Below are 12,798 nucleotides of genomic sequence, written 5' to 3'. Positions count from 1 at the left end.
TGTTCGTTCTCCCCGTTGGTGATCGTGCGGCTTGAGATCGCCACGTAGGCAGCGACGTGTGAAATGCGTGATCAGAGAAGGTCGTCGACCTCGACGCTGGTCATTTCTCCCCCCGGATGGACGACCTCTGCCGTGTGGAGGATGTCGGGGTTCGCGTCGCTGGATACCCGGCGCGCTTTCAACGCGCGCGAGACGCCGTGTACGTCTCGGGCCCTGTTGACGATGCGCATACCGCTTGTGGGCCGCTGCTCTTCGCCGACGAAAGTGATGCGACGTCCGTACACGTCTTCAAGGAGGGTGCGCAGCCTGCCCAGCGTGCGGCGCAACCGCTCTTCCTGCTCCTGGACCAGGTGCTCGTTCTCGGCGTACAACCCGAGCACCTCCATCAACGTCTCCAGCCGTTCCGCCCGCTCGTCAGTCACCTCGTCCGGGTCGAAGTCCAGTGCGTGGCCAGGATCTCCGACCACCACTTCCGGGACCTCCTCCGGCGGGAGCGGCTCACTTGCCTCACTGCGCTGCGCACGGCAGTCGAGAACAACCTCGGCACGGCGGTAGAGGAACCCCATGGCCTGGGTGAGAGCCGACGCGGCCAATGCGGGAAATGCCAACGCATCACTCATTGCAGCCCCCTGTGTCGCCCTGTCACACCGGTACGTCACGGTGCGCATGCATTCACCTACAGGATGCGATGGGCGTGGGCGACAAAGTCGGCTATTGACCGGAGATGGCGCGAAATGAACTTTCAGTCCGCAATCCGGGGACCCGTTGTGTCGTAAGTTCCGGATTCAACGGTTGAATGTGTCGCAACCTGCCTCTTTGTTCACTGTTGGTTGCTCCGGTAGCCGGAGTGTGACTGCCAGCACCTCCCGGGGAGGCTCGCCGTTGTTGGCAGGGGGGTGCGGCCGAAACGGGTGCGTTGGATGGCCGGTCGCCCGAGCTACGGAACTGACGCTTTGCGTATGCCACTTCAATTGCAAAGTCCGGATAGTGGCGCAGGCCGCAAGAAATGCGTCGCGCCATTCAAGACAAATTGCTGACACTCTGCCAGGAAAGGGCCTCCGGGGCCCGCCCTGGGGGCGCGTTCGTGCCACTTAGGGCACGCAGAGGGCACGCCACCCCCAAATTGGTCTAGACAACAAACAAACCCCAGGCCACTGACCTGGGGTTTCATCATGGAGCGGGTGACGAGAATCGAACTCGCGCTCTCAGCTTGGGAAGCTGATGTTCTACCATTAAACTACACCCGCGTAAGACGCCGACCGGAGTCGGTGTCCGAACGCATCGTCACCTTACCTCATCCCCGGCCCCCGGCGCTGAAGCCGTGGGGCCCGTGTGCGTTTCGGGGGGCGATGAGGCTGCGGGGGGCCGGAGTTGGGGCGTACGGTGGAGGGGTGGGTGAGGGGCCGGGGGAGGTCGGAGAGCCCCCTGGAGAGTCGTTCCTTTGATCCCGTAATGTGGCATTTGTCGTCAGGTGATCAGTAGCCGGACGCGGCTCTTGGGGAAGGGACTCTTGGACTTGATGGAGCGCACCGTCGTCCGTTGTGCCGATGGGCACGTGTTCAGCACCGCTTCGTTCCCGATGCAGCAGGCCGAGCGGCTCGGCCCCGGCAGGCTCCTCCGGTGCCCACGGTGTGCCCGGCTCCGCAGTGTGGTGCCGGTCAGTCTGGAGAGGCAGAAGTAACAGGGGCGGGGCAGAGCGGTAGCGGGCGCGCGGGTGGCTGGATTGTGGCCGGTCCGCGCGCCTTGCGTATCCTCAGGGCGTGCTTCTCTCAGACAAGGACATCCGGGCCGAGATCGACGCCGGGCGGGTGGTGATCGATCCCTACGACAAATCCATGGTGCAGCCCTCGAGTGTCGACGTGCGGCTGGACCGGTTCTTCCGGGTGTTCGAGAACCACCGCTACCCGCACATCGACCCCTCCGTCGAGCAGGCCGATCTGACGCGGCTGGTGGAGCCCGAGGGCGACGAGCCGTTCATCCTGCACCCCGGGGAGTTCGTCCTCGCCAGCACGTACGAGGTCATCACGCTTCCCGACGATCTTGCCTCGCGGCTCGAAGGGAAGAGCTCCCTCGGGCGGCTGGGCCTGGTCACCCACTCCACCGCCGGGTTCATCGACCCCGGCTTCTCCGGGCACGTGACGCTGGAGCTCTCCAACCTCGCCACTCTGCCCATCAAGCTGTGGCCGGGCATGAAGATCGGCCAGTTGTGCATGTTCCGGCTGAGCTCGCCGGCCGAGTTCCCGTACGGGAGCGAGCGGTACGGCTCCCGGTACCAGGGGCAGCGCGGTCCCACCGCCTCCCGGTCCTACCTCAACTTCCACCGGACCCAGGTGTGAGCGGAGCGAGCGCGGTGAGCGGTGTGCGGGAGAACCTGACCTACGAGGCCTTCGGGCACGCCGTGCGCGAGCTCGCGCAGGCCATCGCCGACGATGGGTACGAGCCGGACATCGTGCTCAGCATCGCCCGCGGCGGTGTGTTCGTCGCCGGTGGGCTCGCCTACGCCCTCGACTGCAAGAACATCCACCTGGTGAACGTCGAGTTCTACACGGGCGTGGGCACCACCCTCGACATGCCCGTCATGCTCGCACCCGTTCCCAACGTCATCGACTTCTCCGACAAGAAGGTGCTCATCACCGACGACGTCGCCGACACGGGCAAGACGCTGAAGCTGGTACGCGACTTCTGTCTCGACACCGTCGCCGAGGTCCGCTCCGCCGTCGTCTACGAGAAGTCGCAGTCGCTGGTGAAGTGCGAATACGTGTGGAAGCGGACCGACGACTGGATCAACTTCCCGTGGAGTGTCCTGCCCGTGGTGCGTAAGTCGGGGGAGCCGGTCACGCCGTCCAAGGAAGCGCTCTGACGTCGGGTGTGAGCTTGTGCCAGGATCGCGGGATGCTGCGACTCACCGATTTCATCATCGACTGCCCGGACACGATGAAGCTGGCGGCTTTCTACTCCGAGGTGACGGGTCGTCCGATCAAGGAAGGCAGCTCGGAGCACTGGGCCGGCATCCGGTTCGGCGAGATCGAACTGGCATTCATCCGGGTGGACGACTACCGCGCTCCGCAGTGGCCCGACAGTGAGCACCCCAAGCAGTTCCACCTCGACTTCGAAGTGGACGAGATCGAGTCCGAGCAGCGCCGCGTCCTCGGCCTCGGCGCGACGCTGAGGCAGGACTTCATCGGTCCCGACGGCTACGGCTGGCAGGTCTACACCGACCCGTTCGGCCACCCCTTCTGCCTGTGCCGCAACAAGGGCGTCATCTGGACCGACCAGGGCCCGACCTGGCCCGGCGCGACTGATTAGCAGCACCTGCACCACCGGCGACTTCGTGGACGTCCGGTAGCCACCTGACCGCCGTAGCAAAAGGGCTCCCGGCCGTGAGCAGGGAGCCCTTTGTGCCGTAGGAGGCGGGTCAGAACGTGCCCAGCTTCACGATCGACAGCAGGGCGATCAGCTGGATCGCCGAGGCGCCCAGGGCCTTCGGCCAGGGCAGGTCGTGGGAGCGGCTGACCATCATCGTCAGCAGCGCGCCCGCCGCGACCCAGGTCGCCCAGCCCAGGGCCTGCACGAAGGTCGCGTTGCCGCCGAAGAACATGGCGAAGACCAGACGCGGCGCATCGGTCAGGGACATGATCAGCATGGAGAGGCCGACGGTGGGCTGCCAGGCGCCGTCGCCGCCGAGCTGGCGGGCCAGGGTGTGGGTGACCACGCCCAGGATGAAGGACGAGAGGACCAGTGCGACGGCCGTCGTCAGGACGATGGGCACCGCGTTGGCCAGGGTGGCGTTGATCGCGTCCGAGCGTGCGCCGTCGAAGCCGAAGACCGCGAGGAGGCCGTAGAGGAAGGTCACGACGAGGGCCGGGCCCCACATCGTGTAGTCGCGCATCTGGAGGAAGGTCTGGGCGGGGGAGAAGACGATGCCCCTCAGCAGGTCCTTCCAGTGCAGGCGGGGGCCTATGGGGGCCGCCGGCGCCGAGCCCGCTCGGTAGGTGCCGCCCTGGTTGTACGGGTCCTCGCCGACCGTGAACGCCTGGGTGTGGCCCGGGTTGTTGGCCGCGTACGGGTCCGGGCCGCCCTGCGGGGCGTAGGCGCCGCCGTCGCCGAAGTACTCGGGCTCGCCGTACCCGCCGCCGTTGCCCTGCGGCCACTGGCCGCCGCCGTTCCCGTACTGCTGCTGCCCGGGGTGGGGCTGCGGCGCCGGGGGCCCGCCGTACGACGGGCGGCCCTGCGGCGCCTGCTGTCCGTACGGGGGTTGTTGCGGTCGCGTTTGCGGAGCGCCGTTGTTCCGGGCTCCGCGTCCGATCCTGAATCCAGCCACGTCTTCGAACGTACCTGGTCCCGGAGAGTGACGTGGCGGGCCCGGCGTTTGGGCCCGGCTTTGCTGCCGAGCTGTGACATCCCTTAAGGGGACGGTAAAGGAACCCCTAGGGAAGCCCTACGCCATCCGGCCTGGCCGTGCGGGGAGGAGCCGGGCCCGAGGGTGAGGGCCCGGCTCCCGTCCGGGGCGGGTCAGTCCGCGAAGTTGGCGCCGAAGGCCGGCGTTCCCGTCGTCGAGACGCCCGAGGTGCTCGGCGAGATCACGCGCGAGCCGGTGGCGGTGATCACGGTGCCGTTCGAGGGCAGATAAGTGACCGCGCCGTTGCCGTCGTTCTCGTACGAGCCCACGAGCAGGTCGGCCCTGCCGTCGCCGGTGACGTCGTCGAGCTTGACGTCGAGGCCGAACTCGTCGCCCTTCTCGTCGCTGCCGGGCACGCCCGGGGTGCTCTGGGCGAAGCCCTGGGCGCCGGAGGCGGTGTTCAGGCCGGTCGAGGTGCCGTACAGGACGGTGACCGTGCCGGTGTCGGCGGCGCCGCCGAGGTCCTCGCCGGGGACGCCGATCGCGAGGTCGAGGAAGCCGTCGCCGTTGATGTCGCCGAGGTCCAGCTCGGAGCCGAACCAGTCCTTGTTCTCGGCGCCTCCGGGGACGTTGCCGGTGTCCTGGGTGATGCCGGTGGAGTTGCCGGGCCCGCCGCCGGAGCCGTAGGTGACCCAGACCTTGCCGCCCTTGCCGGAGTCCGGGATCGTCGTGCCGTCGCCGGTGGTGGCGTCCCAGTAGGCGCCGCTGACGATGTCGCCGTAGCCGTCGGCGTTGATGTCGCCGATCGCGGTGATCACGCCGGGCTTGAGGGCCTGGGCGGAGGCGACGCTCAGACCGCTCGCGGTGCCGGGGATGTAGTAGTTGCGGTTCCAGCCGTACTCGGTCTGGGTCTCGTAGCCGTCGACGACCAGGTCGGTGCGCTTGTCGCCGTTGACGTCACCGGCGGTCAGATTGAGCGGGCCGTTCGCGTCGCCGCCCGACTGGATGGGGGGCTTGATGGTGTAGCGGCCGCCCGGGTTGCCGGAAGTGGTGAAGCCGCCCTTGTAGACATAGATGGTGGAGGCGGAGCTGCCGACGGCCAGGTCGGCCTTGCCGTCGCCGTCGAAGTCGCCGGCGGCGAGGTTCTTGCCCCAGTAGTCGTGGCTGGAGGGGGCCGGGTCGGCGATGCCGGTGCCCTTGCCGGTGATGCCCGAGGCCGAGCCCCACAGGATCACCAGTCCGCCGCCGTCGACGTCACTGCCGACGTCCTCGCCGGGCGAACCGACCGCGAGGTCGTCGTAGCCGTCGCCGTTGAAGTCGGCGTACGCGGTCTCCGAGCCGAAGGCGTCGCCGGCCTCGGCGGTGCCGGGGTTGCCCGCGGTGTCCTGGCTGATCGTGGAACGCCTGGCGGAGGAGACGCCGGTGGCGGTGCCGTAGAGGACGACCACCTGGCCTGCGGTCTTGTGCCCGCTGACATAGGCGCCGGCGGCCGAGAAGGCCACGTCGCCGATCCCGTCGCCGTTGAAGTCGGCCTGCGGGACGTGGGTGGAGTCCGCGGCCGTGGCGTTCACGGCCGAGAACGTGAGCAGACCGCCCGTCAGAGCGACGGCGGTGGCCGACGCGAGGGCGAGTCGCAGAGGCTTGTGCATGCGGGTCTTCTCCTGCGGCATGCGGGGGATGCCTGGCGGGCATCCGCAGTCGGTGGGGTGCGAGCCGACCCGGGTTCGCCGGGAGTCGTCCTCGGGTTCATGGGTCGGTCGGCGATCAGGAGACCCGCATCGCGCCGTAAGGGTTGTACGTGAGTTCGGTAAAACTTTGAGGCCGCTGTGGCTGCTGTGACTGTGGTGGATGCGAGTGTGCCCCGCCGCTCCTTGTGGAGCGGCGGGGCACCGGGGTTGACGCGGGGTCAGTGCAGTGCGCCGACCTCCGTCGCCGTCAGGGTCCGCGGGTAGACGTGGACGTCGGCGACCGAGCCGGGGAAGGCCAGGTACGGGGTCGTGGCCGCGGCGCTGTTGACGCAGCCGCCGATGGTCAGGGGCAGGGAGGAGTCGTACTGGGGGCTGAGGTTGGTGGCCGTGCCCATCAGGGTGCCGTTCTGGTACAGGGCCATCGTGCCGGTGCTGGAGTCTCCGGCGACCGGTGCCCGGTACGTGGCGACCAGGTGGGTCCAGACGCCGACGGCGCCGGTGCCCGTGTCTCCTTCCGCGGTGGGGAAGTCGGAGCTCGGATCGTTGCTGGTGGTGGTCTGGAACATCCAGCCCTGGTTGCTCTTGTCGTAGGCGAGGTAGAAGGCCTGGTGTGTGGTGGTGCCCTGGCAGAGGGCGGCGGTTCCCAGCGCTGAGTTGATCTTCACCCACGCGGAGACGGTGTAGTCACCGAGTGTGTTCACCGCGCTCTGTCTGCTCTTGAGGAAGCCGGTGCTGCCGTCGAAGGCGACGCTGCCGGACAGCCCGCTCGGCGCGTCCGTGCCGTAGACGGCGCCGCCGGTGGCGGTGAGCGGGTTGAGGGAGGCGCTGTCGGTTCCGTCCGCGGCCAGCTTCCACTCGTCCTCGGGCATGCCCTTGTCCCAGCCGGCCGGGACGATCACGCTGTTCGCGCCCGCGTCGCTCGCGGTCATCGCGTACGGATAGACCCGCACGTCGGAGACCGAGCCGGGGAAGGCGTTGTACGGCGAGGTCGCGTCGGGGCTGTTGACGCAGCCGCCGACGGTCAGCGGCATGGAGGAGTCGTACTGCGGGGTCGGGTTGGTGGCGGTCCCCATCAGGGTGCCGTTCTGGTAGATCGACATCGTGCCCGTGCCGTCGTCTCCTTCGACGGGGGCGGTGTAGGTGACCAGGAGATGGGTCCAGGTGCCGACGACGCCGGTGCCCGAGTCTCCTTCCGCGGTGGGGAAGCCGGCGCTGTCGTCGTTGGTGGTCGTGGTCTGGAACATCCAGCCCTTGTTGCCCCGGTCGTATCCGATGTAGAACGCCTGGTGCTGGCTGGTGCCCTCACAGATGGCGGTGGCCGGGTTGTCCGCCGAGTCGAGCTTCACCCACGCGGAGACGGTGTAGTCGGTGAGGGTGTTGACGGCGGTGTGGTCGCTCTCCAGGAATCCGGTGCTGCCGTCGAAGTGCGTGGCGGTGGCCGGGGCGTTGACCGCGTCGGGTCCGGTCGAGCCGAAGGTCGCGCCGCCGACCGCGGTGAACGGGTTGTCGCCGCGTGCGTCCGTGCCGTCGGTGGCCAGCTCCCACTCGTTGTCGGGGGTGTCGCTGCCGGTGGCCTCCGGAACGATCACGTTCGGCGCGATGCCGACGACCTGGGTGTTGGTGTCGTTGAGGTAGCGGGCGGCGAGGTCGTCGTAGTACGCGTTCGACGGGTTGCCGGTGGAGAGGTCCGCCGCCTTCACGGTCGACGAGGTGGCCGTGCCGTCGGTGGAGACCGCCGCGGCGAAGTCGATGACCTGGCTCGGGAAGTTGTCGAGCAGATAGCCGTTCACCTGCTCACGTGCGGCCTCCTGGGTCGCCGTGCCCGCGTGGGCGGCGGTGAACGGCGGGATGGTGGTGAGGTAGACGGTGATGTTGGAGTTCTGGGTGACCGGCTGCCCGTTGACGAAGGTCTGTCCGTCGTCGGTGTTGTACGCGCTCAACTCGCTGTTGAGCGCGGCCAGTCCCTTCTCGACGCCGGTGGCGCAGCTGTCGGCCGTGCCGGTGCAGTTGAGCAGGTCGGCGGCGCCGGTGGAGACGAGTACGGTGCGCACGTTGCCCTGGGCCAGCACATTGCGGTCCACCGGGTTGAGGGCGTTGTTCGGGTTGTCGCTGTAGGTGCCCTGCGGCAGCAGGTTGTTGTTCAGGCTGTTGCTGTTGGTGCCGGCGTTGAGGATGCCGTAGTCGACGGTGTCGTCCCCGTTGGGGTCGCCGACGATGGCGTTGGTGATGGCGTCGCTCAGGTGGTGCCGCCCGTCGCCGCTCGCGGTGTCGGCGTTGACGCTCTGGTCGCCGTAGAGGACCAGCGAGCCGGTGGGGGCGGAGACGGGAGTGGTGACGTCGATTCCGGCCAGGTAGGGCAGACCGGTGTACGTCGTCTGCGTGAACCTGGTGGCCGCGGTGTCACCGGTGCGGTTGGCCGCGTCGCTGACCCACACGGGGGTCTGGGCCGCGGCGTGGCCCGGCATGGCGGAGACGGAGCCGTGGACCTGAAGGCTGACCAGGACGGTCGCCTGCTGCGTCACCGCCAGCGTCACCGGGTCGCTGGTGACGTCGCCGCCCGCCGGAATGGTGACGGCGGTGGTGGTGGGGGCGCCGAAGGTCAGCGGCAGTGGGGCCGCGGCCGCCGTGGCGCCGCCCGCCGTGCCGTCCTGCAGGGCGACGGAGGCGGCGTCGAAAGTCACCGGGCCGGCGCCGAGGGCGTTGGACAGGTGGATGCGCACGCCGTTGCCGGCGTCGGTGCCGATGCTGACGTGGGCCGGGATGCGCAGCGTCTGCCCGCTGACGGAAGCTGTGCTGCCACCGGACAGCTGCACCTTGGCGGTGTCCTGGACGGAGGACCAGGTGCCGACCCAGTGCTGGGCGTTCGCTCCGCTGCCGGTGACGGTCACCGGACGCAGCCCCATGCCCAGGACGTGCAGCGTGGGCTGGCCGGCCTGGACGCCGTTGGTGAACAGCGGCAGGGAGATGCTGCTGACGACCGAGCCGGGGCACTGCAGCGGGACGCTCACCGCGTAGATCTTCGGGCCGGAAGCCGGGCTGGTCTGGGTGTTGTTGCTGTGGTTCTCGTGGACCAGGGTCAGCGAGGCCGCGGAAGAGGGCCCGGTGATCCAGTCGGGCACGGTGTCCAGCGTGTACGACTGGTCGACCGGATTGGCCGGGTCGATGCAGTTGTTCTTGGCGTAGGTGATGGAGCCGGTGGCTCCCTTGGCCGCGCCGCCGGTGGCGAAGACGAGGAAGACCACGGAGCCGCCGGTGTTCACCACGCCGCTGCCCGGCACGGTGACCGTCTGTCCGGAGGCCAGCATGTTGTCGTAGGTGCCCGTGCCGAACTTCGGCAGCGCGATGCTCGCCCCGTCGACGGTCACCGACTTGCCGCTCTGCCAGCCGGATGTGCCGGTGAGATCGGCGGAGTTGATGCTGTTGCCTGAGCCGTCGGCGTCGGCGGTGCTGGTCGTGGTGGTGAAGGTGCTGGTGGCGGTGTTGTTCAGGCAGCTGCCGGTGCTGTTGATCGCGCAGGTCAGCGCGGGAGCGAGGCGCAGCACGTCGATGCCGGCCTGGTAGCCCGTCGAGGCGGGGTTCTTGCCGGTCAGGGTGAGGGTCAGCGTGTGAACGCCCTGTTTGAGGGTGAGGAGTTGGCCGTTGGCGTCCTTGGGGATGCCGAGGTTGACGAAGCGGGTGGTGGTGTAGGAGTTGTAGGCGTCGAGGCCGCTGATCAGTGTGGCCTGGGTGGGCTTGCCCGCATCCAGGACCAGGCCGTAGATGCCGTAGTCCTTGCCCTTGGTCAGATTGACCCCGAAGCTCCAGGGGCCGTCCTTGGGGATGTCGAAGGAGAAGGTGGCGCTGTCACCGCCGGCCACCTTCGAGGTGGTGGTCTTGTTGGCGAGCATGGCCTGGTAGCCGTCGGCGAACTGGTAGCCGCTGTAGGCGGGTTGGCTGATCAGCTGGCCACCCTTGGACGTGGTGGTCGCCTTGGGTACGACGGTGGTCGTGCCGTCGGTGTTGGTCGCCGTCCAGCCGCTGATCATCTTGTCGCCGTAGGCGTACGTCGGGGTGCTCGTGCCGGCGTAGAAGGCGTAGCTCGTCTGGGAGAGGGACGTCGAACCGGCCTGGTCGACGGCCTTGGCGTACAGCGTGTGCGGGCCCGCCGTGCCGGGGGCGAAGGCGGGGGAGGCGCTGCCGTTGACAACCGAGGTGCCGGTGCCGGGGCCGTTGTCGGAGGTGACGTAGTAGACCTTGCCCGGCGCGATCTTCGTGCTGGTGGTCCAGTGCGTGACGGTGCTGCTGTAGACCGTGTTGCCGAGCGTGCCGTCCAGGGCGAACAGATAGCCGGTGATGTTGTTGGTGTGGTTGTTGCCGAGCGTGAACGTGCCCTTGTCGCCGAAGGCGGCGCCGATCTGCTTGGCCGGGAACTGACTGGAGGTCACGGTCGGGGCCGGGGGCGCGCTGGTGTCCACCGTGAAGGTCTGCGTCTTGGTCCAGACACCGGAGCCGGTCCCGGCCCAGTAACCGGCCGCGTTCTGCGCGGTGGCCTTCCAGGTGTAGGTGCCGTCCGGCAGGCTCGGGGTGGTCCAGTCGCTGCCGTTGGTGTTGTAGCGGGCCCGCTTCTTGGAGTCCGTACTGGGCCCGAAGCCCTGGTGGACCAGGGTGCCCGAGGAGTCGAAGACGTTGTAGTCGATGCGCACCAGTTCGCTTCCGCCGGCCAGGTCCGGGTCGACCGCCCGCGCCGAGAGCGTCGGGGTGTGGGTGGTGGTCATCGTCTTGCCCATGCTCACGGTGGACGGCTTGATGGCGGGTGTGCCGGTGCCGTTCTTGAGCTTGGGACGGTAGCTGTAGGTGACCGACATGGTGGCGCCGCCGCCGTAGGCGAGCTGCTTCCACTGCGTGGCGTCGTTCATGTCGGGCGACTGGACCATCAGCGTCATGCTCTTCCAGCCGCCGGCCGCCGCGCTCTGCGCGCGGGAGGTCACGTCGAACTCCAGTGACGGCGGGCTGACCCAGGAGTTGGCGCCGTCGGTGACCGGGCAGGTGCCGGCCTCGTGGCTCTTGGGGTTGGTGCCCAGCGAGCCCGTACGCCCACCGGGCTCGTGGCCCCAGTACAGGGAGGAGGAGCTCCAGCCGGCGGGACGGTCGGTGCCGTAGACGGCGGCCGGGGTGTCCGAGCAGGAGGCGGCGGAGAGCTGCTTCACATACAGCGAGGCGTGCGTGACCACGGCGCCTTTGATGCCGCTGGTGTTCATCTGGTAGTACGTGCGGGCCCGTTCGCCGTTGCCGGGGGTGGAGTTGTCCCAGCCCTCGCGGGCGTTGGTCGACCCCGAGGTGGACGTCGAGTTGTAGACGTTCCATCCGTTGTCGGAGATCCGTGCCCAGTCCAGCTGGGAGGGCCTGCCGCTCCACTCCGGGTCCACGTAGACCGGGTAGTCGGTGCTTTTGGCGGTGAGCAACTTCCTGTCCAGGCCGAGCAGTTGCTTGCCGTGCTGGAGGGTCACCCGGACCTGGGCGCGATGCTTGCCGACCTCGGCGGCCGCTGTGTGCTCGGCCCGTGCGGCGGTGTCGGTGCTCGTGCGGGCCAGGGGGGAGGCGCCGGTCTTGCGGCCGGCGCTGTCCCACATCAGCGCGGTGTCGCTGTGGAACACCGTCTCGCCCGTGCGCTTGTCCTTGGCCTGCGCACCGCCGTCGCGGGTGGCGGCCAGTTCGAGGTTGGCCGACGTGGTGCCGAACGCGAGGCTCGTCAGACGGGGATCGGCCGCCGCCTTCGGGGACTTGACCACGAGCATCGAGGAGTAGCCGGAGGCGTCCGCGGTCAGTTGCAGGTCCACCTGGGGCAGTACGTCGGGATACGTGGCCGTGTCACCGGAGATGACCGGCCGGGGCAGGGTGCCGGGCCACGAGAACCCCAGCCGGTCCGTGCCGCTCCGCATCGTGACCAGCGCGCCCGGGCCGCCGCCCGAGAACGCCACTCCGGTGACGGCGGCCCGGGGCGCCCAGGTTCCGTCCGCCTGCCGCACCAGCGTGGTGTCGATCGGCACCCATTTACCGTGCTGCCGGGTGCGCTGTGGCATCGAGGAGTCGGTGCGGGTGAAGGTGCCGTTCGGATTGGCCACCACCACCGTGCCGGTGTCGGTGAGTTGATCGACCGTCACCGGCTTGCCGGTGGCCTTGGCCCGGGCGGACGCCGACTCGGTGGCGTTCAGACGCCGCACGGCGGGCCGGTGGGTGCTCGGGTGGGACGGCCGGGTGGGCGCGGTGGGCGCCGCGTGGGCGGGCACCGTCGCACTGAGCGACCCGGCGGCCAGGGCCGCGACGACGGCGACGGCCACGGGTCTGGACCTGTGGCGTCGGGACATGCGCATGCGTATGCGAAAGGCGGGCATGGAGGTTGGGATCCTTCGCGGGTCTCAGGCGGTCCCCCCGTGGGCCCGCGCCGCAGTGCATTGTGTGGGGCCGATGTGAGCGGGGTCCATCAACAACGGGTGGACGAGGGGGCATTCGAGGTCCGCTTTTGACGCATGTGCATCAACTTGCGTTCCCGCTGGGGTGATTCCTTTGTTCTTCTTATGGAGATCCTTTGCATGTCGTGTCGAACTCAGGACCTAGCGTGATGATCCGCGGGGGGCCGGAATGAGGTGTGCCTCCGCTCTGTCATGCACTCAAATTGCTCAGTCTGATGGGAAGTTGGGCGATTTGAGGAGGGGGAGGGGAACGCATCGTGGCGCGGACATCGAGATGGAGACGTGGCTGGGCCGCCTGGGGCGCCCGGGGGATCCGTCGCAC

General features: G+C 68.6%; 7 protein-coding genes and 1 tRNA gene. 3 read left to right on the top strand and 5 right to left on the bottom strand.

The genetic code is table 11. The features are described 5' to 3' along the window. Nucleotides 1–71: 71 nt before the first annotated feature. Entirely contained in the window at nucleotides 72–620 is a 549-nt protein-coding gene (locus ABD355_RS40010) for a hypothetical protein (protein WP_344406079.1), read from the bottom strand. 553 nt (nucleotides 621–1,173) lie between these two features. Further along, nucleotides 1,174–1,247, bottom strand: a tRNA-Gly gene (locus ABD355_RS40005). 513 nt (nucleotides 1,248–1,760) lie between these two features. Here ABD355_RS40005 and dcd point away from each other — a divergent pair. From dcd to ABD355_RS39990, 3 genes are read left to right on the top strand one after another with little or no spacing between them, the layout of a single operon-like run. Continuing rightward, nucleotides 1,761–2,336, top strand: coding sequence for a dCTP deaminase (gene dcd / locus ABD355_RS40000; RefSeq protein ID WP_123966424.1), 576 nt, complete (start codon nucleotides 1,761–1,763; stop codon nucleotides 2,334–2,336). 14 nt (nucleotides 2,337–2,350) lie between these two features. Further along, a complete protein-coding gene (locus ABD355_RS39995) occupies nucleotides 2,351–2,860 on the top strand; it encodes a phosphoribosyltransferase (protein ID WP_425585844.1) in 510 nt (169 codons plus the stop codon). Nucleotides 2,861–2,892: 32 nt separating this feature from the next. Beyond that, entirely contained in the window at nucleotides 2,893–3,306 is a 414-nt protein-coding gene (locus ABD355_RS39990) for a VOC family protein (RefSeq protein ID WP_344406076.1), read from the top strand. 109 nt (nucleotides 3,307–3,415) lie between these two features. On the opposite strand, the gene ABD355_RS39985 is transcribed toward ABD355_RS39990, so the two are convergent. The 3 genes from ABD355_RS39985 to ABD355_RS39975 all read right to left on the bottom strand — a co-directional run bounded on the left by ABD355_RS39985 (nucleotide 3,416) and on the right by ABD355_RS39975 (nucleotide 12,344). After that, nucleotides 3,416–4,321 (bottom strand): Yip1 family protein, encoded by a 906-nt coding sequence (locus tag ABD355_RS39985; protein ID WP_344406075.1) that lies wholly within the window; start codon nucleotides 4,319–4,321, stop codon nucleotides 3,416–3,418. A 191-nt stretch (nucleotides 4,322–4,512) separates the two neighbouring features. Next, the gene (locus ABD355_RS39980; protein WP_344406073.1) at nucleotides 4,513–5,988 is read right to left on the bottom strand and encodes an FG-GAP-like repeat-containing protein; all 1,476 of its coding nucleotides are present in this window, start codon (nucleotides 5,986–5,988) and stop codon (nucleotides 4,513–4,515) included. Nucleotides 5,989–6,245: 257 nt separating this feature from the next. Beyond that, nucleotides 6,246–12,344: a LamG-like jellyroll fold domain-containing protein gene (locus ABD355_RS39975; protein ID WP_344406072.1), complete on the bottom strand. Its 6,099-nt coding sequence runs from the start codon at nucleotides 12,342–12,344 to the stop codon at nucleotides 6,246–6,248. Nucleotides 12,345–12,798: the final 454 nt, after the last annotated feature.

The organism is Streptomyces longisporus, assembly GCF_039532765.1.
Lineage (GTDB): Bacteria > Actinomycetota > Actinomycetes > Streptomycetales > Streptomycetaceae > Streptomyces > Streptomyces longisporus.
The sequence above is the reverse complement of the archived record's forward strand: the minus strand, read 5'-3'. Positions and strand labels throughout refer to the sequence as shown.

Bases quoted from the DNA above. Each gene is read 5' to 3' on its own strand.
- ABD355_RS39980 (WP_344406073.1), bottom strand. From the start codon at position 5,988: ATGCACAAGCCTCTGCGACTCGCCCTCGCGTCGGCCACCGCCGTCGCT.
- ABD355_RS39990 (WP_344406076.1), top strand. From the start codon at position 2,893: ATGCTGCGACTCACCGATTTCATCATCGACTGCCCGGACACGATGAAG.
- ABD355_RS40010 (WP_344406079.1), bottom strand. From the start codon at position 620: ATGAGTGATGCGTTGGCATTTCCCGCATTGGCCGCGTCGGCTCTCACC.